Source organism: Sphingobacterium sp. UBA5789 (genome assembly GCF_002418355.1).
Classification (GTDB): domain Bacteria; phylum Bacteroidota; class Bacteroidia; order Sphingobacteriales; family Sphingobacteriaceae; genus Sphingobacterium.
In genome coordinates, this window is the sequence record NZ_DIDX01000004.1 from 767,916 (window position 1) to 790,084 (window position 22,169).

At 37.7% G+C, this 22,169-nt stretch carries 23 protein-coding genes and 1 tRNA gene; 20 read left to right on the plus strand and 4 right to left on the minus strand.

Annotated features, from left to right (window positions below):
• Positions 1-61: 61 nt before the first annotated feature.
• The 12 genes from B4B65_RS12610 to B4B65_RS12670 all read left to right on the plus strand — a co-directional run bounded on the left by B4B65_RS12610 (position 62) and on the right by B4B65_RS12670 (position 11,348).
• A complete protein-coding gene (locus tag B4B65_RS12610) occupies positions 62-802 on the plus strand; it encodes an HmuY family protein (protein WP_236582173.1) in 741 nt (246 codons plus the stop codon).
• A 58-nt stretch (positions 803-860) separates the two neighbouring features.
• Positions 861-1,841 (plus strand): hypothetical protein, encoded by a 981-nt coding sequence (locus tag B4B65_RS12615; RefSeq protein WP_293915951.1) that lies wholly within the window; start codon positions 861-863, stop codon positions 1,839-1,841.
• A gap of 63 nt (positions 1,842-1,904) precedes the next feature.
• On the plus strand, positions 1,905-2,510 hold the full coding sequence (locus tag B4B65_RS12620) for a hypothetical protein (RefSeq protein WP_201679379.1): 606 nt from the start codon (positions 1,905-1,907) through the stop codon (positions 2,508-2,510).
• Positions 2,511-2,527: 17 nt separating this feature from the next.
• Positions 2,528-3,574: a hypothetical protein gene (locus tag B4B65_RS12625; protein ID WP_293915952.1), complete on the plus strand. Its 1,047-nt coding sequence runs from the start codon at positions 2,528-2,530 to the stop codon at positions 3,572-3,574.
• 112 nt (positions 3,575-3,686) lie between these two features.
• Positions 3,687-4,805 carry a cytochrome-c peroxidase gene (locus B4B65_RS12630; RefSeq protein ID WP_293915953.1) on the plus strand — a complete coding sequence of 373 codons (1,119 nt, stop codon included), beginning with the start codon at positions 3,687-3,689 and terminating at the stop codon, positions 4,803-4,805.
• A gap of 265 nt (positions 4,806-5,070) precedes the next feature.
• Positions 5,071-6,363, plus strand: coding sequence for a S41 family peptidase (locus B4B65_RS12635; protein ID WP_293915955.1), 1,293 nt, complete (start codon positions 5,071-5,073; stop codon positions 6,361-6,363).
• A 97-nt stretch (positions 6,364-6,460) separates the two neighbouring features.
• The gene (locus tag B4B65_RS12640) at positions 6,461-7,021 is read left to right on the plus strand and encodes a biliverdin-producing heme oxygenase (RefSeq protein WP_201679383.1); all 561 of its coding nucleotides are present in this window, start codon (positions 6,461-6,463) and stop codon (positions 7,019-7,021) included.
• A gap of 153 nt (positions 7,022-7,174) precedes the next feature.
• Positions 7,175-7,729, plus strand: coding sequence for a TetR/AcrR family transcriptional regulator (locus B4B65_RS12645; RefSeq protein WP_293915957.1), 555 nt, complete (start codon positions 7,175-7,177; stop codon positions 7,727-7,729).
• Positions 7,730-7,736: 7 nt separating this feature from the next.
• Positions 7,737-8,981 carry a beta-ketoacyl-ACP synthase II gene (fabF, locus tag B4B65_RS12650; protein ID WP_293915959.1) on the plus strand — a complete coding sequence of 415 codons (1,245 nt, stop codon included), beginning with the start codon at positions 7,737-7,739 and terminating at the stop codon, positions 8,979-8,981.
• Positions 8,982-9,127: 146 nt separating this feature from the next.
• Positions 9,128-9,201: transfer RNA gene (locus B4B65_RS12655), tRNA-Pro, on the plus strand.
• Between the two features lie 653 nt (positions 9,202-9,854).
• Positions 9,855-10,556, plus strand: a complete 702-nt coding sequence (locus tag B4B65_RS12665) for an FRG domain-containing protein (protein ID WP_293915960.1) — start codon at positions 9,855-9,857, stop codon at positions 10,554-10,556.
• A 207-nt stretch (positions 10,557-10,763) separates the two neighbouring features.
• Positions 10,764-11,348 (plus strand): hypothetical protein, encoded by a 585-nt coding sequence (locus tag B4B65_RS12670; RefSeq protein WP_293915961.1) that lies wholly within the window; start codon positions 10,764-10,766, stop codon positions 11,346-11,348.
• A gap of 129 nt (positions 11,349-11,477) precedes the next feature.
• On the opposite strand, the gene B4B65_RS12675 is transcribed toward B4B65_RS12670, so the two are convergent.
• On the minus strand, positions 11,478-11,762 hold the full coding sequence (locus tag B4B65_RS12675) for a hypothetical protein (RefSeq protein ID WP_293915962.1): 285 nt from the start codon (positions 11,760-11,762) through the stop codon (positions 11,478-11,480).
• Positions 11,763-12,068: 306 nt separating this feature from the next.
• On the opposite strand from B4B65_RS12675, the gene B4B65_RS12680 reads away from it, so the two are divergent.
• The 4 genes from B4B65_RS12680 to B4B65_RS12695 all read left to right on the plus strand — a co-directional run bounded on the left by B4B65_RS12680 (position 12,069) and on the right by B4B65_RS12695 (position 16,276).
• A complete protein-coding gene (locus B4B65_RS12680; protein ID WP_293915963.1) occupies positions 12,069-12,956 on the plus strand; it encodes a bestrophin family protein in 888 nt (295 codons plus the stop codon).
• A gap of 106 nt (positions 12,957-13,062) precedes the next feature.
• Complete coding sequence (locus B4B65_RS12685) at positions 13,063-13,980, plus strand: helix-turn-helix domain-containing protein (RefSeq protein WP_201679387.1); 918 nt, start codon at positions 13,063-13,065, stop codon at positions 13,978-13,980.
• A gap of 86 nt (positions 13,981-14,066) precedes the next feature.
• A complete protein-coding gene (locus B4B65_RS12690; protein WP_293915964.1) occupies positions 14,067-15,278 on the plus strand; it encodes an MFS transporter in 1,212 nt (403 codons plus the stop codon).
• Positions 15,279-15,391: 113 nt separating this feature from the next.
• The gene (locus B4B65_RS12695; RefSeq protein WP_293915965.1) at positions 15,392-16,276 is read left to right on the plus strand and encodes an SIR2 family protein; all 885 of its coding nucleotides are present in this window, start codon (positions 15,392-15,394) and stop codon (positions 16,274-16,276) included.
• A gap of 495 nt (positions 16,277-16,771) precedes the next feature.
• Here the strand turns inward: B4B65_RS12695 and B4B65_RS12700 are convergent, their stop codons facing one another.
• Entirely contained in the window at positions 16,772-17,419 is a 648-nt protein-coding gene (locus B4B65_RS12700; protein WP_293915966.1) for a Crp/Fnr family transcriptional regulator, read from the minus strand.
• A 362-nt stretch (positions 17,420-17,781) separates the two neighbouring features.
• Positions 17,782-18,228, minus strand: a complete 447-nt coding sequence (locus B4B65_RS12705; RefSeq protein WP_293915967.1) for a DoxX family protein — start codon at positions 18,226-18,228, stop codon at positions 17,782-17,784.
• 291 nt (positions 18,229-18,519) lie between these two features.
• On the opposite strand from B4B65_RS12705, the gene B4B65_RS12710 reads away from it, so the two are divergent.
• From B4B65_RS12710 to B4B65_RS12725, 4 genes are read left to right on the plus strand one after another with little or no spacing between them, the layout of a single operon-like run.
• Positions 18,520-19,077 (plus strand): hypothetical protein, encoded by a 558-nt coding sequence (locus B4B65_RS12710; protein ID WP_293915968.1) that lies wholly within the window; start codon positions 18,520-18,522, stop codon positions 19,075-19,077.
• Between the two features lie 3 nt (positions 19,078-19,080).
• Positions 19,081-19,542: a hypothetical protein gene (locus B4B65_RS12715; RefSeq protein ID WP_293915969.1), complete on the plus strand. Its 462-nt coding sequence runs from the start codon at positions 19,081-19,083 to the stop codon at positions 19,540-19,542.
• 37 nt (positions 19,543-19,579) lie between these two features.
• The gene (locus tag B4B65_RS12720) at positions 19,580-19,960 is read left to right on the plus strand and encodes a DUF1801 domain-containing protein (RefSeq protein WP_293915971.1); all 381 of its coding nucleotides are present in this window, start codon (positions 19,580-19,582) and stop codon (positions 19,958-19,960) included.
• Positions 19,957-20,430 carry an OsmC family protein gene (locus tag B4B65_RS12725; protein ID WP_293915972.1) on the plus strand — a complete coding sequence of 158 codons (474 nt, stop codon included), beginning with the start codon at positions 19,957-19,959 and terminating at the stop codon, positions 20,428-20,430. Before B4B65_RS12720 ends, B4B65_RS12725 begins: the two co-directional genes overlap by 4 nt.
• Before the next feature lie 113 nt (positions 20,431-20,543).
• On the opposite strand, the gene B4B65_RS12730 is transcribed toward B4B65_RS12725, so the two are convergent.
• A complete protein-coding gene (locus tag B4B65_RS12730; RefSeq protein WP_293915973.1) occupies positions 20,544-22,169 on the minus strand; it encodes a PepSY-associated TM helix domain-containing protein in 1,626 nt (541 codons plus the stop codon).

Sequence of the window (22,169 nt, forward strand, 5' to 3'; positions counted from 1 at the left end):
TTCTATCTTAGCATTATTATTTAGAATTAATTTAAATAAAAATAACAACTATTATTAACACATGAAAAGTACAACCATCAACTCTTGCATCATGACGATCTACAAGACCGTGTTGCTGCCCATACTGGTAGGCTTTATCTTTATCGGCTGCAGTAAGAGTGATACTCCACAACCTGATCCGGAACCCGAGCCGCCCACTGCAGAGAGTATGTTTAATACACTCATTACAGTCAAAAACTTCGGAGAAGCCTTACCACAGGGAAGTGAACCAACTACAAAACAATCTCCTATATATTTTAGTCTGGAAAGTAAACAAGGAATCAATCCGGATTACAAACAGACCGCCAGATGGGACCTTTCATTTGATGATATATACCGAAGTTTCCTCAATTGCAATACACCGTTACGAGGCGGAACCGGTAAAGGCGGAATTCTAATCGTCAAACAAAAATTCGAAGATGTAACTGAGGTTCCGGCAGACAATCTTTTCCGTACAGGAGAAAAATCGTACGGCACAGATGATTCCGGTGCATTTGGGGAAGGGCTGGGCTGGTACCTTTATGATTTCGGAGGAACAATCAAAGGTGGTTCTGATCCACGTAAAGCCCATGTATGTTATCCGATAGAAGGTCACACAATCATTGTCCGCACCGCGAAAGGTAACTATGCTAAAGTCAGGATACAGAGTATTTATAAAGACTTGTTAGATCCTAAAGATTGGTATAAAGATTCCCCTACCCCTTATTTTACCTTCCAGTATGTATTGGTAAAAGCAGGTAGTAAAACATTTGAAATCAAATAATAATAACCTTAATCTTATCCGAATCCAGATGTTTAGTACACAAACACGAACCAATAACATGAATAAACTATATGCATTCCTATGCGCACTGCTTTGCATAGTGATGACCCTCAGCTCCTGCACGAAGACAGAAGAGCTGGAACCGCTACCGGAAGATAAAATACTGGAATACAAAGTAGTTAATCTTACCGATGATCAGGTTATCTATGGTGCTATTGATAATCAAAAAAATACAATTACGGTATATCTTCCATTCTATTACGGTCTTTCTGTAATTGATCCGGAAATTAAGCTTTCTAACGGAGCCAAACTAAAAGAAGAAATTCTTCCCATTCAGGTAGAAGCTACAGGAACAACATATACAGTCACCGCTGCGAATGGTATTTCCAGAACATATACATTGCAAATAGTTCTTCAAAGTACATCTTCACTGGCTGTATCCTGGCAGACTCCACTTTCTCTTAATCAATCACCAGGAAAAACTATGCCCGCTATCCTGGGAAATTTTGCACACAGTAACGCCAAACTCGTTAAAGTAACCCTGATCAATCAGGAAAATCAAAAGCGATATACGATGGGGGTTAACAGTGCTTCATTATCCACTATAGAGAAAGACCTTTATCTTTTACGTTTTACCGGTACCGAATATATAGATAGAATTCCTGCTGACATTACCAATGGCACGTACAAAGTAGAAGTCCAAAGTCTGGGACATACGTCACTTATCGCAGAACCTTTGACAATCTCTTATGTACAACCTGATGTTTACCTTCCTAAATCATCCATAGATCTTAAGAAAACAGATGAGTGGGAAATTGTTCCGCAATCCAACACCGTATTTCTGGGATTACAAAAGGTGACTGCGACTGTTAATGGAAAAGATTATGTTCTGCCTGTCAAATCATGGAGCAGAACAGCCCTAAAAGTTGGTTTCCCAACAGATTTTCCATCAGGAAATTTACCTGTTGTAAACGTCAGATTTGACTTCGAAGGATGGAAGTCAGTGACCTTAAGCGCCTGGTTGAATATTACAACATAGCATCCACAAGCCCATTGGGCATATATATCTTAACTATTTAATAATTTTTAAAAACACAAAAAAATGACAACAGTAAAATCATTCTTCAAAACGGCCTTAGCCATCGCTGCTTTGGCAACACTTACAGTATCTTGTAACAAAGACAATGAAAAAGTAACTCCTTTAGAGTTGAATAAAGCGCAGGCAAACTCTTCTTTATATGTTATTGATGGCCAATGGTGGTCACCAATGAATGCTGCTAACTGGCCAAATGTCTATGTAGATATATCCGGAACAGGAGCACAAAGTCTGGATGATCTGGATCCGCATCAAATTGTTTTGGGTAGCCATGTAAATGGTAATATCTCTGCAGGAGAAGGATACTCAATCAAATTTATCAATAAAGACTACAGCACTGTAGTGGCAACAGACTGGAATTCAACAAGTGCAGTTGCAGTAACTACTCTTGGCCGTGAAACAGCTACTACTCCTCCATACGGATGGTACACATACAATACTACAACACGCGCTAACGAAGCTATCGCTGGACGTACTATTTTAGTAAGAAATACTGCAGGAACAGTTACTTACGCTGTGAAATTAATCGAATTCACAAATGTAAGCCAAACAGGTTCAGGAGCAGGTCTTCAGGTTAAAGCTGATGCAAATATTGCATTCAAAACCTTATAAAATTTAACCAAAATGGATTGTCGGTAAGTGGATGTGCCGACAGTCCATTTTCAATCACACATCCGCATACACTTTTATTTGTAGGCGCTATGCAACTTATTACCCAAACATTAAAACGCTATTCTTTTTTACTCCTGTTTTCTGCGTTTTTTACGCAGCTATTATCTTCATGTTCCAAGGAATATGTAGACTTCCCCTACAATGAGATCGAGAGCTTTGAAGTAAAGGACGCCAATGGCAAAACACTCTCAGCCAGTATCGTTAATAATGAAATCATCCTGTATTGGCCACCCTATCAGGAAGAACCTACTACATTGACACCAACTATTGTCGTATCTGACCGTGCCAGTATCAGTCCGGCTTCCGGAACTGCTATAAGCCTTAAAACAGATGAGTCTGCCAAATATATTGTGAAAGCGCAAGACGGAACGACCAGAACATATACTTTAAAACTACAGGTCAATCAGCCCATGATAAGCGCCACACTATCTCTGTCTGCTGATTTGGTATACAACATCGGATCTTCACCAACAATCGGATTGAGTACGCAGCATATACTGACAGATAAAGATAAAACAACTGCTTTTTTAATTGACGAAAGCAATAAAGAAACCAAACTAACCATAGAGACATTAGAAGCAAATGGCATCAGTGTGGTCGTACCAACAGAACCAAATGTCGGTACGTATAAGATTAAGATTGTTTCAGGAATACGCTCGGTTACAACAGAAGCATTCAAAATAGCTCCTCCGGCATTCGCCGCACTGGTAACCAATGATATGGTTACACGCAATATCAAACGTGGCGAAAAAATGCTGCTTAACTATAGTGTAAGTGCATTCAAAAAATACTACAGCAATAACGTGGGTTCATTCAAGCTAATTGATCTGGGACGGGTAGAACATACCGTTACAGAAGTAAATTTCAATGAATCTACTCAAAAAATCGAAGTCACTATTCCTCAGACAGTAGCATTAGGAAGAATAAGATCCTTCAATGCTTATGATAAAAGCGGAGTATTAATAGGCAGTCTTGTGACCACCAATTATACCGTTACACAGTAGAAAAGAAGAGCGTTATCCTGTCACAGATAATATAAACTCTTTAGTCATAAAAATGAGTATCTGGAATACAACATTTCAGATACTTATTTACTAAATCCTAATTTCCGATTTCATGTTATCTTCTCCTTTTCAATGGTTAATTATACTAATCATATGTGTTTTTTGCGCGTGTAGCAAAGCAAAAGGTCCGGATACAGATCCTCCTGTTATTCCGGAGGAGAAAAGCCTGCGAGAGCAATATGAAACCCGTTCGACCTTATGGCCCAAACCTGTGCTGGATGAAGGTATCCTGTTTCAGGAGCTGGCAGTCATGCCTGCCGGACCGGTTGATGCTGTTGCTCAGCGTAAAGTTATCGCTTTAGGTAAAGTGCTCTTCTTCGATCCGCGTGTCGGTCGTGGTGACAATTCCTGTTCCTCCTGTCATAATCCTGCAACCTACTGGGTAGATCGAAAAAAAACTGCTGAAGGTATAGCTACACATCACCGCAATACTCCTTCTATGGAAAATGTGTGGTTTGTCAATGGCAAGCTCTTTCATGACGGCCGTGCAAAGACGTATGCAGAGCAGATTGCAGAAGCTATCGAATCTCCGATCGAAATGGGAGGAAATACTTATACCCTGCCTGCAAAGCTGTCTGCTGTAAAGGGTTATCTGGCTCTTTTTGCAGAAGCGTACGGAGATCAGGAAATTAACAGACAGCGCATACTGGATGCTATTGCTGTATATTCTCAGAGTATTGTAAGCGGAGAAACAGCTTTTGATAAATTTCTGAAAGGTCAGTACAAGGCACTGAGCGACCAGCAGATTGAAGGTCTGCATCTGTTTCGCACAAAAGGAAGATGCTTGAATTGTCACAATGGTCCGTTTCTGACAGATCTGGAATACCATAATTTAGGATATGCAACAGATCGCACAGGAACTCTTGACAACGGCAGATTTATAGCCACAGGCATAGAATCCGATAGAGGGAAGTTTCGTACAGCAGGTCTTCGGAATATTGCACAAACATACCCGTATATGCACAACGGTACTGTATCCACATTGGAAGAAATGCTCGATCTGCTGAGTCAGGGAATGCCCCAGGCAAACGGACAACAGATCAATGGAGAACTATCCCCTCATATCAAAAATCTTCGTTTGACGAGTGCAGAACGGAAAGCAATAGTCTCTTTTTTAGAATCTCTGAGTAGTGAACCGACGGCGACAGAAAGACCCGTCATACCAGACTAATAAAACACAAAACCCCGAAGCTGTTAAGTTCCGGGGTTTTGCTGTCAACAGTAATAATACCATTAGACATATATATCTTAAGGTTGCAAAAATATAATTATCAACCCATTATATGAAAGATAAAATGTTAAAGTTTGTAAAAATCACAAAATTTATAGCTATAATTCTACATAAGCACCTTTAAAAATGTATACGCGATAAGCATGCTATCAAATCTAATCAGTAAATTAGTCTCTGAATTAACTAACTAAAGAACCCGCAAAAGATGCAAAAAATATACACGTCCCGGCAGCCCTATCACAAGATATGGAGCAGACATCTGCTTTTTTTCTTACTTCCCGTTCTTTTTCTGGCCAGTTGTAAGAAAGATAAGGATACCGATCCGGAAGAAGATAAAATTATATCACCGACTACAGGGACACGTACACAATTTACACTGGATTCGATCTTTCTGTATGCCCGTCAGGTATACCTATGGCAGGATGCCTTACCGACATATCAGGATTTTGATCCCAGGACAAGATATGGGAGCATCAACCCGGAGTTGACTGCATTTAAGAAAGAACTGTTTGACATTACGCAGTACAAAAAGAACAGCTCTGGCATTCCCTTTGAAAACCCAATAGGCGTAGGTGTTTCGAAGTATTCCAATATTGAAAAAGGAACAGCCCAATCCGGATCTACTGCAGCTATCGCAGCGACTTCATCCCCGATACTGTATCAGAAAACCTGGCAGGAAGGAAATCAAAGTATAGGATATATAGCGCTGGGCTCCTTCCCTATACTGAGCAGTTGTCAGGCGGCTCTGGATGACTCCTTTGCGACAATGGCTGCGTTTGCGCCTACAAACCTGATTATTGATCTGCGGAGTAACGGAGGAGGTTATGTGGAGACTGCGAAATACCTGACGGATCTGATTGCTCCTACTTCTCTCAACGGAAAGGTCATGTTCACCGAACAATTCAATCCGATTATGCGGGAAGGTAAAGCCACTATATTAACCCGTCAGGTCTTTCTGAACGAACAGGGCAAAACAGTATCCTATCAGGGACGTGTGGCAACAATGGCAGATGTGAATTTTTCAGAACAAGGGACTACAAAAGTTTTCGAAAAGAAAGGAAAACTGGAATCTGTCAAAAACATTTATTTTATTGTCACCGGCAGAACAGCTTCGGCAAGCGAGTTAGTCATCAGCAGTCTCATGCCGTATTTCCCCGTTAAGCTGATAGGACAAAAAACATACGGTAAACCTGTTGGCTTCTTTGCCATAAATATTGATCAGTATAAACTCTATCTTGCCAGTTTTCTGATTCGCAATGCAAATGGCTGGTCAGACTATTTTAATGGTATACCGGTAGATGTGAATGTCACTGGGGTCCCGTCTCTGCCTCTGGGAGATCCCAATGAACCCTATCTGGCGGCAACATTGGATCTAATCAGCGGGAAAGTCAAATCATCCACTTCAGCGCGCTCAGCAACTACACAGCTCACACAAACAGAACAACAAGAAGCCGTCCCTTATGTACCCATGATAAAAAGAGATCTGAAACTGAAATAAAGCGAAATTCATAGATTAATAAGCAAAAATCAGCATACAAGAGAAGGAATTAATACGAATATTTGTATTAAACCGTTAAATAAAAAAAGAATATACAATGTTAAGTCAACATATCAAAGAATCTACCAAATCTGCACATCAGGCCTTAGAAGGCACTGTCGTTAGACAAATGAAAGCCATTCGTTCAGAAGCTGATTACGCAGACTTTTTAAACAATTTCTACATCTATTTTAATGCTATTGAAAAGGCAATCCAGCCTTACATCAGTGCCGATGTCCTACACGACTATGCTGATCGCAGAAAGTCAGACTACATCAAAGCAGATATTGAGTCGCTGGGCGGAACTGTAGAAAACAGATCTGATATCAAAGTTCCGGAGATCAGCAATCCTTTAGAAGCATTAAGTGCATTGTATGTACTGGAAGGCTCGATCATGGGAGGACCAATCATTGTGCAGATGCTCAATAAATATGGTATACACAAAGGTACTTCCTTCTTCTCCGGCTATGGTGAGAACACAGGCAAGATGTGGGGTATTTTCACTGCTGCTCTAAATACACAAGGCGAAAACCCGGAGACACATCACAAAGCCGCAGAAATCGCCAATGAAACATTTTCCCGTTTCGGAGATGTATTCAATACGACACAAGTTTCTTAAAAATAGCTTTATTTTTTTTAGACGGGAAGCCTCTTGGCTTCCCGTCTTTTTTATGTATCCTTATTTTTTTATTTCTTCTCTTTCATCTGTAAGTAAGGATTTAAAAAAATAAATTTGCCTACCTACATGTAGGTAAGTATATTTGCATTTGATATGGATACACGATCAGCCATACTTACATTAGCAGATAAACTCATTCGGGAGAAAGGGTTCAATGCATTCTGTTTTTCTGACATTGCCAGACAACTGAATATAAGAAATGCGTCCATTCATTATCATTTCCCTAGCAAGACCGCATTGGGAGCTGCTGTAATTGATTATCATATTGATCAATTCAACATTACAAGACAAAATTCCGAACATCTTTCCGCCATTGACAAACTGGAAACTTTCTTCGCTATTCATGCCCAGATAGAGTTGGAAAAAAGGGTCTGTATCATAGCCTCGTTAGCTCCTGATTATCATATGCTGGAAGACTGTATGACAGATAAACTGAAGGAATTTTCGTCCGCCATGCTGGATTGGGTTACCGGATTTTTAGAAGAAGGTAAAAACGAGGGAGTTTTTAATCTCAATACAGATATCCGGACAAAAGCTCTTCTGATCATATCCAATATGGTGGCTATTGTTCCGCTCGCAAGGCTGACAGACAAAAATGATTTCAAACGAATACAAGAAGCAATTAAAAAAGAGCTTCTGCTAAAATAACAAGAAAATGAGAAGAGTAGTTATCACTGGAATGGGAGCTCTGACTCCTATCGGTAACAATGTAAAAAAATTCTGGCACTCCCTTATCAATGGTGTAAGTGGAGCTGCGGCTATTACAAAATTTGACAGCAGCAAGTTCAAAACAAAATTTGCCTGTGAACTCAAAGATTTTGACCCGCTGGATTACATGGACAAGGCCGAAATCCGCAAATATGATCCTTTTACCCAGTATGCACTTATAGCCGCAGAAGAGGCTATAAAAGATGCCAATATCAATTTTGAAGAGTTAAACAGAAACCGGATCGGAGTGATATGGGGGTCAGGAAACGGCGGAATACAAACCTTCCAGCAGCAGGTCAGCGAATTTGCACTTGGAGACGGTACTCCTCGATTTAATCCCTATTTTATCCCTAAGATGATCGTAGATATTGCCGCTGGTATGATTTCGATAAAATACGGCCTCAGAGGTATCAACTTTTCTACTGTATCTGCTTGCGCCACCTCCAATACAGCTATTATAGACGCTTTTAATTATATCCGTTGGAATAAAGCTGACATGATCATCACAGGCGGTTCGGAAGCCCCTATTACAGAAAGTTCAATAGGTGGATTCAATTCTGCAAAAGCCTTATCTACACGCAACGATGATCCTCAGCAGGCATCCAGACCTTTTGATATAAACAGAGATGGCTTTGTAATGGGTGAAGGTGCCGGCGCACTGATACTGGAAGATCTGGAAAGCGCAAAGAAAAGAGGCGCAACTATTATTGCAGAAATTGTTGGCGGTGGAATGGCCGCAGATGCATACCACATGACCGGTACACATCCGGAAGGTGAAGGTGCCTATCTGGGGATGCTCGCAGCATTGGAAGATGCTGGTCTGCAGCCGGAAGATATAGGTTATCTCAATACACATGCGACATCTACAGCTCAGGGGGATCTGAGTGAACTGAGAGCCGCACTGCGTGTTTTCGGAGCTGAAAGTAAAGTAAATATCAGTGCTACAAAATCCATGACAGGACACCTGTTAGGAGCTGCAGGTGCAATAGAAGCCATTGCCTCTATCAAAGCAGTACAGGAAAACATAATCCCTCCAACAATCAACTCGGTTGATATTGAACCCGAATTTAAAGATATATTCGATCTTACTTTAGAAAAAGCACAGCATAAAGAACTGCATTATGCAATGAATAATACTTTCGGATTCGGCGGACATATTGCGACTTCTATTTTCAAAAAATACACAGATTAAAACAGTTTTCTGGACACCCAGATTTCAGTTTTTAATTTATCCGGAAGCAGTCAAAGCTGATGCTTCCGGATAAATTAAAAAATCTCCGGTTTAGATCAAAAAAAATTGATTATAACCGTTCTCTTTATTTTATTTGTACTTCCTTTCGGGATGTAGCGTAGCCCGGTATCGCGCCAGCATGGGGTGCTGGAGGTCGTCGGTTCAAATCCGGCCATCCCGACAAAATCCATTGATTATCAGTAGATTTCTCCATTTTCGGACATATTTCGAACAAAAAATATTAGTTTTTCAATTTAATATCAAGATAGGTAAATTTAGCTTAAGGTAGTTTTATGTGGTGTTTTGCTTAGAAATTATAAAAAATCTAGTGGGCTTGGGGTCTTCTTCTTATCAATATCCGTGATATGTGTGTAGATCATAGTTGTTTTTACATTTTCATGACCTAATAATCTTGGACAATACGAATATCAATCTCCGATTGTATCAAGTGCGTCGCATACGAATGTCGTAAGGTGAAATCTACCTTCAATTTTGATCGGCACATCTTTCAGATATGCGTATTGCGATACAGGCTTTAGAAATAAACTGGTATAGCCACAATATTACCGAATCGTATTGCACGTGTATCGCTTCGTGGTTAGTATTTTTTCAAATGCACAGACTATTCTTTCGCTATTCATTACCGTAAAATAAATACTATAGCAATTTTATTTCGCTATTCGTAAAAAAAATAAATATACATATTTTATAATCAGTTATTTATGATTTACTACAAAATTTTAGACATATTTTATATATAGATGTGAATTTGCGAAATAGTTCGTATATTGATTTTGAACATACAATTGTTAGCTAATATTTCAAACCAACTATATGAAAAAAACTACCATTAAAGATATTTTTGAGTATCTTGAAGTAATTAATAAACATAAACTTAAAAAATCTAACATACTCCTATTCAGAGGTCAAAGTGAAAAAAAACCATTAATTCCCTCTATTGCAAGAAGCGATTCAAAAAAGAATACAACAGAAATTGAAAAAAGAATGCTAGAGGAATTAAAAAGAAGAACTAAATTATACCTTAACGGTAATCAATTTGATGATTGGGATTGGTTAGTCTATGCTCAACATTTTGGAATGAAAACTAGACTATTAGATTGGAGTAGTAATCCTTTAACAGCTCTATGGTTTGCGTGTAGTAACGAATTCAAAAAGGAAATTAATTCTGCAGTTTATATTTTAAAAAATGCTGAAGAATTTCTTCTAGATAAATCTAAAGGAATATCACCGTTTGATAGAGCAAAAACACGAGTACTGAAACCTACATTGAATAATGAGAGAATAATAGCGCAATCTGGTTGGTTTACAGCACATAAATTTTCAAGTAAAACTAAAAGTTTTGTTGATCTTAGAACAAATATAGAGATTAAAGATGCTATAATTGAAGTTACAATACCTAAAGAAATTAAAGCAAATTTATTAGAAAGCTTAAATGTGTTTGGCATAAATAATCAAACACTTTTTCCAGACATAACTGGAATTTGTAATCATTTAAATTGGGAGTTTAATGAATAAGAAACATCAGCTAACAAGGGTTTAGCGCAATGGCGGGTTAAGGCTAAAATTTAAAGTTTCGGCACTTTATTCCGCAAAAAGCCAATTAATTAACTTTTTGCTTACCGTATCGCTAAATTGAAACTTTTCGTTTCAATTTCCGCAACTGACGCCAAGCCCCACAACGCTACACGAAAGTACAAAACCAGTGCTGTCAAAAAAAAATTTATGAAAAAATTTTATTTCTTTTTTATTTTATCCATTTTTTCTCAAAAGCTATTTTCCCAAAACGATAGCAGAATCGAAAACATTGGAAAATTGACTTCTGAATTGTTAATAAACAAAAACAATATTGAAAATTTCAAATATGCAATAAAGTTAAAAAATTTGTATCCCGATGAAGATTTTTCAAAATTTGAAGATAGTCCAGCTGAAGTAATTCTAAGAATGTTGTATGGTGCTGAACTTGAATTACCCCACACTTGGAATAATCTATTACAAGAAAGTAATCGTTTCAAAATAGATAACAAGTCAGTTTACATAAACACTTATTATTACACAATGAGTAACGATAGTCATATTGTTTCGTCTGTAATTAAATCACAAGATAAATTTTATTTATTTAGCTACAACTTACTTGAGTGGGATAAAGATATTTATATATCTAAATTCTATAAAGAATTAAAAGAATTTAAAAACATTCAAGATATTGAATTAAATCCATTTATTATTATCGATAACGAACTCCAAAAAGAAATGAACGAATTTAATGATATAACAACACTTGAAGAAATAATAATTACAAATAATTAAAAATGCAGCATCGGTTTGGCGAAATGCGCGGTTAATTGCTAAACTCAACTTTTGTACTTTTATCCGCCAATGCTCTTTTTTCTTTAATTTAGCACGAACTATAGTCTTCTAAGCCTTTGAATACCGTCCTTACTTTCTTAGTGTGCCTTCTTTGACAAAATTAGATTTATAGGAGACAAACTGTGTTTTCAGACGAGAAATAGATATCACGTTGCTTACCGCATTGTCCCTGTCGATATAACCCTTTATGATCTGTTTGTAGTCTTCCTTGGAAAGAAACTGGTTTTCATCCTTTTTGCCCATTGGTTCCCGAATGCAAAGATTTGCAAGGTTGTTTAGTTCAGCATTTAATTCTAAAGCTCCGCTGAAACTTGGCTTAAGTTTTTCCTTTTCAAAATCCCAGTTCTTTGCCAAGATCTTATAATTTGTTCTGTATTTGATCCTACAGGACTTATCGGAAAAAAAAGACAGACAGCAGTATGTGATGGATTCCAAAACTTATGATAAGAGTTCAAATCCGGCCATCCCGACTAACTCTTACAGTCTTCAACGATTCGATCCGTTCTTTCTTTTTTAAAGATACTTTAAGATCTGCCCACTCTACCCCTCCTTTCTTTTTTTCAGTATAAATACCGTTTCGTAAAACAATGAATATAAAATATTGTTTCTTACTTAATCTGCATTTAAACAGCTGCAGCAACACTATTTAATTAGAAACATATGCTATTAAACAAACGTATATCGGTATGGGATTTTATTAAAATAATAAAATTTGACTTACTCTATATTGTCACCTTCTCCCTGCTGATCGGATGGGTTTCTCATGAGAAATATCTGGAATCTATTGTTATTCCTCTGCCTATTATTTCTACTATGGGAACGATTGTTTCTTTATTACTGGCCTTTCGGACAGCACAATCTTACGACAGATGGTGGGAAGCACGAATTGTATGGGGCGGAATAGTTAATGATTCCCGTACACTGATACGCCAGTTAATACAATTTCTGCCAGACAGCTCACAACAGGAAATTAATTCATTTGCCGAACGTCAGATCATCTGGAATTATGCCCTCAGTGAATCGCTGAGAAGAGTTCCGTTTTCACATAAAGTACAGCACTACCTGGATAAAAATAACATACATGATCACAATATTCCCAATACCATACTCAGTGCGCATAGTTTACAGCTCAAGCGACTGGCAGAACAACAGCAGATCACAGAGTTTCGTCAGGTACAGATAGATGAAACATTAGTACGTCTCTGCGATTCAATGGGAAAATGTGAACGGATAAAAAACACAGTATTCCCATCATCTTACAGTGTTTTGCTACATTTTATGATTTGTGTATTCATTGTTATGCTTCCCTTTTGCTTAAGCGACAATCTGATGTATGCCAAAATTGCACTCACGATAGGTATACCCGTAATTTTTATTGCTATTGAGAAAACAGCTATTATGATGCAGGATCCATTCGAAAATTCGCCTATGGATACACCGATGACAACCTTAAGCCAGACTATTGAAATGAATATTCTGCAACAGATAGGTGAGAAAAATGTATCTAAACCCGTTCCTCCTGCACCTGAAGAGTATTATATTATGTAATCAATAAAAAAAATGTCTTTCGCTGCTCTACTTAAAATGATCAGAGTATATGTTTTTTTACGTAAACATAACCATATCCCTCATTTGATTTTTATAATTTTGCAACATGGAAGCAAAGGAAACTTTAGAGGAATATTACAGCAGGTTAAGCAAACCGGTTCCTCTGGAATTCAGTATACATGGAGCCAATGCTGCACACTTCAATATTCTGAAAAGAGGAAATTGTTTTACTACATTAAATTTTGCCCGGAGAGACTATTACAAGATTGTTCTTACCCGTGGGAAAGCGCTTCTACAAACTGAAAAAGGAGAAGTGCTGATTGATAAACCAGCGCTCTTCTTTTCGGACAGAAATATTCGTTTTGGATGGGAGAATCTACCTGAAGATCAGGAGGGTTTCACCTGTTTATTTAATGAATACTTTATCACACCAACAATACGACAATCTTTCCGAAAGCTGTTCTCCTTATTTAAAGATGATATATATCCCTTTCTTTTTCTAAATGACACACAATATGAGCATCTGCATCACTATTTCTCAAGCATGCAGCGCGAGTATTGCAGCAATTTCAGTGATAAAGATCTGTTATTAAAAGATTTGCTGAATCTTGTTGTTTATACGGCGATCAAGATCAAGACGACCAGTATGCCTCATGATTCGGGTATTTACCAACAGGATATCGTAACCCGTTTTATGGATCTGCTGGACAATCAATTTCCGATCGAATCCCCTGTACCGGGTTTACAGCTCCGGACTCCTGCCCATTTTGCAGACAACCTGCATATACATGTGAACCACCTCAATCACAGTCTTAAAGTACAAACAGGCAAAACCACCAGTGACTGGATAAAGGAGCGTATACTCGCTGAGGCTGTAAATCTTCTGCTGCACAGTGGCTGGCGTATCGCCGAAATTGCAAACGGACTTGGGTTTGAATATCCTCAGCATTTCAATACATTTTTCAAAAAGCATATGGGAGAAAGTCCCCGTCAATACAAATTCACATCGGCAACACATATTTGATTTTTGTACTTTTTGATTTGAATTCCTTATTTTTTACTCTTATCATATGAACTACTTTTGTACTCTGATCTGACACAAATAAGTCTATGAAATTATACGATCCCAAATACAAAAGCATCTGTACACTTTCTATTTTTCTGATGATACCCCTTTCTGGTCTTGTCACAGATGTATACCTTCCCTCCTTCCCTGAAATGCAGAAAATGCTGCATACCAATGCCGGAGGTATTCAATTAACATTAACATTTTTCCTGATCAGCTACGGTATTTCATTGCTTATGGCAGGAAGTATTGTAGACAGTTTTGGAAGATACCGTATTGTATTGGTAGCACTCACCGTATTTTTGCTAAGTAATGTGGCTATTGCGACTGTTCACAATATTCATTTTATATACTTAATGCGCATTTTACAGGGAATTTCAGCCGCTTTTATAGTGGTTGGGAAACGCGCTTTTCTTGTGGATATTTATTCCGGACGACAATTACAGCATTACACCAGTATGCTTACGATTATCTGGGCTATGGCTCCTATCACTGCCCCGTTTATAGGCGGTTATTTGCAGCAGGCTTTTGGCTGGACAGCAAATTTTTATCTGCTGGCGGGCTATTCCCTGATCTGTCTTTTGCTTGAATTGTTTTTTTCAGGAGAAGCACTTCAGATTCGTAAACCTTTTGATGCACAAAATATCCGCCAGTCTTATCAGCATGTCCTTGGAGCCCCGGATTTTAGTATAGGTCTGGTTGTGCTGGGATTCAGTTATGGTATGGTAATGGTATTTGGAATGGCTGCTCCCTTTATCGTTGAACAACGGTTTCACTTCTCTGCTGTCACTACAGGATATTGTGCATTGTTGTCGGGTCTGGGACTTATGACAGGCGGAATTCTAGGTAAAACATTACAGAATAAACCATTTTTTTCAAAGCTCGTTACCGCTGTAACCATACAGCTCGCACTTTCCGTTATTATGTATACTACATCACGATACAATCCAAATATTTATGTTCTGATGGCATTCGTATTGTGTCTGCATGTGATGTCGGGGTTTATTTATAATATTTACTTTACGTATTGTCTTACTCGGTTTCCCACACATGCTGGGGTAGCAAGCGGATTGACAAGTGGCGGTTGCTATTTGGTCACCTCTCTGGCGAGTATGATGCTGATCAAGACGATTAAGATCGACGGTCAGGAAGGTCTGGCGGTAAGCTATTTTGTATTTGCACTATGTATAGCACTATCCCTGTTCATTTTCATGAGATCTATGAAAACGTCTCAGATAACAACAGTGGGTCATTAGTTTTCCGGATCAATAACAGGAGATCTATTGAAAATTAGCGATTAATAAGGTATATTGGCGTAACTGTTCCTCTGCATTATGCTTGGAAATTTTCACTTATAAAGCATTTTGAGATGGAAAAATCAGCACATACATACGCTCTACTGATTGGAAATGATATAAACAATATTTCTCCCGGAAAAAGCTGGAATGACCTCCTTCAGGAAATAAAAACAAAGTTTCGTATCCAGGATATAGAAGATACAGATAAGCCTTTTCCAATGCTCTATGAAGAAATCTTTTTAAAAGCAATAAGGGTTGGAATGCTCCACGAAAAGGAGCTCAAGACCTATATAGCAAATCGGGTTTCTGAAATAAATCCAAACACTATACACGAACAAATTCGCCAACTTCCGGTGACCCACATTATGACCACAAACTACGAGTATACGCTGGAGGGTCAGGTACCTGTTAAAAACGATAGCGTCGTTAAGGAAACAACCTACAGTATATATCGCAGACATCAGCTGGATAAAAAAACGTATTGGCATATTCACGGAGAGTGCAACAGTCCGAATTCTATAAATCTCGGCTATGAGCATTACTGCGGACAGCTACAGGGAATGAGAAATTATACCATATCCGGCACCAATTACAGCAATTCCAGAGTCGACAATACTTCCTTTATCAGACAATTGGCTAAGGGAAATAAAATAGTCTGTCAATCCTGGATTGATCTGTTTTTTACTACTGATATCCATATTTTCGGACTTGCGCTGGATTTTGTAGAAACGGATTTGTGGTGGCTCCTGACCTACAGGGCAAGGAGTAAGTTTTACAAACGAAATCCATTTATCCGCAATACTATATACTATTACATTCCTGAATACTATACCGAACGGTCAAAAGCGAAGCTGGATTTATTGAAAACACATGATGTAAAGATCGTTATCATCAATGAAAATGATAAGCAATCTTATTATCAATGTATTTTGGACAGGCTAAAAAACAGGATATAGCAAAAAAATGCTTTTCTGTAAAAAGCACATCTTTAAAAATTTATTAATTCTGTTGATTAGAGAAGGTTAACAGGAGTGTTAACGCTTCTTGGATTCTGAGGGAGTCTCAGTTGTTGTTGGATTTACAAAACCCCAGTTAGTTACATAATACAAGTAGGGATTCTTTTGCAGTTGAGTTTGTTTTACTTTTTGTTTTTTAATCATATATTATTCCTTTCTTTTTGATTTTTACTAATATACGCAATTATTGCGCCAATTCCTAATATACAACTAAAATTATTAGCAAAACAAGCACCAATTGATATCTCTGTGACATTCAAAAGGCAAGATTAAAAATAAGATACAGATCTATAAATAAGCAAATTAACATGCTGAACCTGATTAAAATTGGCACACATTAAGATATTGTTAAATTTTCACCATCAAAATATTAAGCTTAGCTAAATCACTTTTTTGACTTTTTCCAGTTCTTTTTGCTACTCATGAATTTTGCCTTTACTCATGATTTATTTTACTTTTCGCTATTTCTCCTCTCAACCTGCTGAGAGAGACATGTGTAATCCCAAGATAAGAAGCGATCAGACCATGAGGTATATTATCTTCAAGATCAGGAAATTGTTCCCGAAAAAATAACAACCTCTCTTTAGCATCGTAGCAACGCAGAAATACCTTATTATGAGAAATCTGTAAAATCTCTTCCTGAACAAAGTGTCGTTCAAAAACTTCAAATTCTTTGTTTAATTTTTGTAATCTCTTGTATTCTTTTAATGAAATTTCTGCAAGTATAACATCAGTTACAGCCTGCAAGCTGAAGATACTTTTATTGTTTCTGGTTCGCAGGAAATGAGGAGTAATAAGGGACTTAGAATTGTAAAAACCTGTGGTCACTATATGCTCTTTTTCACAGGCATTGCATCGATGTAGTATTCCGGATAGTAATACATATTCTGAATCGTTTACCTGACCTTCAGAAAATATATGACTTCCCTTATCCAGCCTTCTTATTTTGCATTTGTCATAAAATATCTGTTTCGAAATTTGAGATTTTACACCGTGCTTATTCAATATACGCTCCAGTTCCCTTCTTATTTTTCCCTTTGGATAAGAGTAATTTTCATTTATCATTTCCCCAAAATTTTCCATAGTTGATTATCTTTAAACTTTATATCGTATTAAATTTTAAAACATGATTGAAGAAACAAGCGCTGCTAAAAAACAGGACTTTAATCTGGATTATTCCTGTGAACGAATAATTGGCTATGTAAACTATCATTATCAGAATTCTTTAATGCAATAGCGCAGGCGTTAGTGTATGAATGTGCAGGATTGAATTAACAACCAATTCCTCTTAAGAACTAAATATACACAAAACATCCATTCAAAATAAAATTATTTAACCTAAATAGGTTAAATAATTCCTTCAGCATCTATTTTATTTCTAAACTTTACAAAAAAGGCTATCTTAATAGACAGCCTTTATAATTTTCACCGGAAGTATGTGTTTCCTATATTTTACGTAGATATCCGGGTTTATTCATTGCATTATCAAGGGAATAAGGTCCCGAACCAATAATAAAAAATACAATAAGTAATACCAGTACAATCAAAGAAAACCATAATTCAGAATTCAGAAAACTAAATCCATCTGTAATATTGACAAAGAAAACCGCACCAAGTAGTATAGGTATCTGAAATGCAACGGCTAACCGTGTAGATAGCCCTAAAGCAATAAACAACCCTCCTACCAGATGAGCAAATGCTACATAGTGGACTGCAGACCATATGGATAACTGAAAGTTGGTTTTTTGAATGAGCCGGGACACGGAATCCGTATCCATAATAAAACTCACTCCTTTTGCAAAGATCACAATTCCTAATGCGATTCTTAGTACGTCTAGCCAACGGGGATGATGGGCATCTCCCCAGTGCTCAATCTTGCTTACCAGGTTCATAATAACCTCCTTTTTAGTGGGTTATATAAAGTTAACAATAAAATTTACGCAAATCCTCAGTTTTATTGTAACATTTACGGACAAGCGAAACCTTAAAAAGTACAACCATAAAAAAAGAAGACGCCCGAAGCGGGGAACTTCGGGCGTCTTTCTAACCAATTATTAACCTAAATTATGAAAAGTACCGATATAACGATCCTAAAGCCTCCAACATTACATCCAGCACAACTTTTTAAGATTTTTTAACATTTTAAAATGTAATTACTTACTTTTGCACAGCAAATTTAAGGCATGCGCTACCATCGCTTACTTCGTTTTTTTCTGATAGGACTCCTGTTTATCATTCAGCTGCTATTTCTTCTGGCAATATTCCGTGAAAACATGCAGTCTCCTTGGGTATCTGTTTTTATTATAGCCATCTCTATTCTTATTCTCGTATCCTACATCAGAGCTCCCATTCATCACGACAAACATCTTTATGATCATATCCTGGTGTCAATAGGTGTACCTCTAGGCGCAATAAGCTGTTACTACCTGCATACTCACTTTCATCTGGGAACTGTGTTTTCGGCAGGTATTATAGGTACAGCAGGTTCTTTTGTCCCGATTCTGAATAAACGGTCCGCTTATCTTCAGCAGCTGCCTGCCGCTATTTATTGCGGAGCTTTTGTGGGGATGTCCAGTGAAGGTATTGCCAATGGTTTTACTTTTATCCTTGCAGCGAGTATTTGTACTGCTGTATTACTGGTTGTTTCCAAAAGCTTGTTTTCGGGAATCGGAGGTAAACTGGGAACACTGGCTTTTTTGGGTGTGTCTATCACTTATCTGATTATCTTTCTTATTCGTTAGTTAATGGAAGTCTTTATTTTAATCTGTGTAGGTATTTTCGGAAGTCTCTTATCTTTCTATACAAGTGTTCATCTGAAGCAGGGGCCGATCCGTTCTTCCGCTTCACTGACTATGCTGGTTGCCGGATTTCTTTATTTTTTCCCTGAACTGCTGTCGCCTTATCTTACCAAAAATATACCTTACGTATTCATAGGCTCCTCTTTTATTGGTATGGTGTCTTCCGGTCAGTTGTCCAGCTATCTGGGATTAGGACTTGCCGGACTGATCTTTACCTTTATTTTCCTGAATACAAGCCGCTTTTTCGATGGCTTTGGTGGTGCACTGGGCACTTCAGCCTGTGTATCCTTACTCGCAGTAATGAGCATACCCTATCTCAAGACCAACCGAAAAGTAACTATAGGTTTTTTACAGTTAAGAAGATTCGTTCTGAAAAATAAAAAAAGACGTATCCGCAAAGCACGTTAGAAAATCCTATTTTTATACTGGTTAATATAAGGACAGTATGAAAACACTGGCGGATTATTATTTATCACAGCAGGAACCTCATAAAAGTTGTCTGTTAGCACTACGGGATATTATTCTGACTTTAGATCCGGATATAACACATGAGCTAAAATATGGTATGCCTTTCTTTTGTTATAAAGGAAAAATGTTCTGCTACCTATGGATACACAAATCCCATGGACAGCCCTATATTGGAATTGTGGAAGGTAAGCACATTATACACCCCATGCTGATAACTGAAAAAAGAGCACGAATGAAGATCATGCTTTTAGATTCGGATAAAGATTTACCGCTTTCCTCCATCAAAGATATAGTATATCAGGCTATTCAACTTTATAAAAATGGTACAATAGCAATCCCCAATAAAAAATCACAATGAGTAAACAGCATCAATACAGTTTAACGGTAGAATGGACTGGTAATACGGGTCTAGGGACTAAAAGTTATACTTCCTACAGCCGTAACCATACTATCCAGTCTGAAAACAAAGCCATTATTGAAGCCTCTTCAGACCCGGCTTTCAGAGGAGATCCGCAAAGATACAATCCGGAAGAACTGCTTCTATCCTCTGTTTCTTCCTGCCACATGCTCTGGTATCTGCACTTCTGTTCACAGCACAATATTACAGTACTGGCCTATGTGGATCAGCCGGAAGGAACTATGCTGGAAAATGGAGATGGAAGTGGGTATTTTACCGGAATAACTTTACATCCGCAAATAGAAATAGCAGAAGAAGATAAAATTGCACTGGCGGAAGACTTACATCGCAAGGCTAATACGTATTGCTTTATAGCCAACTCACTCAATTTCAAAATAGAACATAAGACTATAATCAAAGCCGGTAAATAATTGCAGATCGGTCTGAAATAAAAATTGTCATACCTGTATGCATAAAGGGCAGTACAAAGTATGACAATAGTTTCTCCCATATTTACAATGGGATCAATGCCTAAAATTTTCAATTAAGCCGTATATTTTCGTTTTCTGATCTTTATATATACATACAGTGAGACCAGAGACAATGCAAAAAACAGTAAATCGATAAACAGAATATCAAATGCTCCTGACCGATAGGTAGCCCATGGCCAGCTGCCCGTCATAATACCATTTGCAAGAGGAACACCCAAACACAGCAATATGGATAAAAATACTGTTTGGCGGTTAGTCAATGCGATATCCCTGCGTACAATAAAATAGACCGCCAGCACCAACCAGGAATAAAAATACCAATGGTAAATATCACTCTGCGTAGGCGTATTTAAAAAGCGTAATACAATAAATGTAAATGCTGTAACCGGAAGCATAGTCAGACAGGAAGCCAGAAATACATTAGCGGTCCAAAAGTTAAACTTACGCTTATGTGCAGGTACATTCGTCTTATCCCGTGCAACCAGCCAGATCAAAATACCGGATATAATAACCACACACCCCATTACGCCTAATACAAAATAAATAATCTTTAATGCACGGCCTCCGTAATCGCCGAAGTGAAGATGATAAATCAATGCTTTTACATGATCGAGATAGCTGGATTCCAGATGAGGTGTTTTCTCACTTAATACCTTTTGATCCTTCACACGATACACTAATTTTCCGGCTCCGGAAAAGTTGATATCTGCATCAGGTTTAGCCTCGACAATAATATGCATGTTTGCATCATTATAGTTTCGTACATACATCCGGCTAATGGTACTTCCCGGCCATCTTTCATTTATTCCTTCTACAAAGGCATTCAGATCAAACTTAGTATTCAGCGCCTGATACGAATATTCATATTTTGCATCATCAGAATATTGCAAAGCCTGATAAACCTTTTCCGTATCTCCTTTATACAGCACCTTACTGTAGGGCATGATCAATACAAAATTGATAATCAGTATTACCCCTGTAACAGCAAACATAAATTGAAAAGGAAAACCGATTACACCGAGAGCTGTATGAATATCCGTCCATACCGTTTTCCATTTACTCCAGGGCCGGAATATAAAAAAATTGGATTTGATCTTATCCCAATGAAGAAATACCCCTGTAATCAGGGCGAATAAAAAAAGAAAAGATACTAAGCCTGCTAAAAGATATCCGAAAGGTGTCCCGATATTGATTGGGATCTGATTGAGTTGCGCCAGAAAATGAAGTCTGTATAAAAATTCGCCCATATCATAGGAACTTGCATAATCAGATGTTGATTTTTTAGCAAAGTCATATGTAAAATAAGCTGAATCTTCATTGCCTCCTCTCCGGCCTCTTCTCCCCTTTTTACCTTCTGTTTCCGGATTCTTTTTACTGATAGTGGTATCTGCCGAGACACTCATGTCTACATAAGTAGCCATGTCATTCCGGTTGACATAAAAAGAAAAATCTCTTCCGGTTAAGTTATACTTGGTAGATAACGAATCCACTAGAAAATTGTAGTCTTTTTTTACTATCCCTTTATGCGCACTGTATGAAAAATTCTTTTGCCAGGCAGATATTTCCTCTCTGAAAAAAGTAAATGAACCGGCGAAAAAGATCACATATAATAATGCACAAATGAGTATGCCGCTGATGGTATGTGTATGAAAATAGATGTTATATCTTCTGATATTCAT

Excerpts from the sequence above, each read along its gene's own strand:
- B4B65_RS12730 (WP_293915973.1), bottom strand. The coding sequence starts at position 22,169 with ATGAATATCAGAAGATATAACATCTATTTTCATACACATACCATCAGC.
- B4B65_RS12700 (WP_293915966.1), bottom strand. The coding sequence starts at position 17,419 with ATGGAAAATTTTGGGGAAATGATAAATGAAAATTACTCTTATCCAAAG.
- B4B65_RS12695 (WP_293915965.1), top strand. The coding sequence starts at position 15,392 with ATGGAAAAATCAGCACATACATACGCTCTACTGATTGGAAATGATATA.
- B4B65_RS12670 (WP_293915961.1), top strand. The coding sequence starts at position 10,764 with ATGAAAAAATTTTATTTCTTTTTTATTTTATCCATTTTTTCTCAAAAG.
- B4B65_RS12615 (WP_293915951.1), top strand. The coding sequence starts at position 861 with ATGAATAAACTATATGCATTCCTATGCGCACTGCTTTGCATAGTGATG.
- B4B65_RS12705 (WP_293915967.1), bottom strand. The coding sequence starts at position 18,228 with ATGAACCTGGTAAGCAAGATTGAGCACTGGGGAGATGCCCATCATCCC.
- B4B65_RS12715 (WP_293915969.1), top strand. The coding sequence starts at position 19,081 with ATGGAAGTCTTTATTTTAATCTGTGTAGGTATTTTCGGAAGTCTCTTA.
- B4B65_RS12690 (WP_293915964.1), top strand. The coding sequence starts at position 14,067 with ATGAAATTATACGATCCCAAATACAAAAGCATCTGTACACTTTCTATT.
- B4B65_RS12685 (WP_201679387.1), top strand. The coding sequence starts at position 13,063 with ATGGAAGCAAAGGAAACTTTAGAGGAATATTACAGCAGGTTAAGCAAA.
- B4B65_RS12720 (WP_293915971.1), top strand. The coding sequence starts at position 19,580 with ATGAAAACACTGGCGGATTATTATTTATCACAGCAGGAACCTCATAAA.
- B4B65_RS12725 (WP_293915972.1), top strand. The coding sequence starts at position 19,957 with ATGAGTAAACAGCATCAATACAGTTTAACGGTAGAATGGACTGGTAAT.
- B4B65_RS12630 (WP_293915953.1), top strand. The coding sequence starts at position 3,687 with ATGTTATCTTCTCCTTTTCAATGGTTAATTATACTAATCATATGTGTT.
- B4B65_RS12635 (WP_293915955.1), top strand. The coding sequence starts at position 5,071 with ATGCAAAAAATATACACGTCCCGGCAGCCCTATCACAAGATATGGAGC.
- fabF (WP_293915959.1), top strand. The coding sequence starts at position 7,737 with ATGAGAAGAGTAGTTATCACTGGAATGGGAGCTCTGACTCCTATCGGT.
- B4B65_RS12710 (WP_293915968.1), top strand. The coding sequence starts at position 18,520 with ATGCGCTACCATCGCTTACTTCGTTTTTTTCTGATAGGACTCCTGTTT.
- B4B65_RS12680 (WP_293915963.1), top strand. The coding sequence starts at position 12,069 with ATGCTATTAAACAAACGTATATCGGTATGGGATTTTATTAAAATAATA.
- B4B65_RS12665 (WP_293915960.1), top strand. The coding sequence starts at position 9,855 with ATGAAAAAAACTACCATTAAAGATATTTTTGAGTATCTTGAAGTAATT.
- B4B65_RS12610 (WP_236582173.1), top strand. The coding sequence starts at position 62 with ATGAAAAGTACAACCATCAACTCTTGCATCATGACGATCTACAAGACC.
- B4B65_RS12620 (WP_201679379.1), top strand. The coding sequence starts at position 1,905 with ATGACAACAGTAAAATCATTCTTCAAAACGGCCTTAGCCATCGCTGCT.
- B4B65_RS12640 (WP_201679383.1), top strand. The coding sequence starts at position 6,461 with ATGTTAAGTCAACATATCAAAGAATCTACCAAATCTGCACATCAGGCC.
- B4B65_RS12645 (WP_293915957.1), top strand. The coding sequence starts at position 7,175 with ATGGATACACGATCAGCCATACTTACATTAGCAGATAAACTCATTCGG.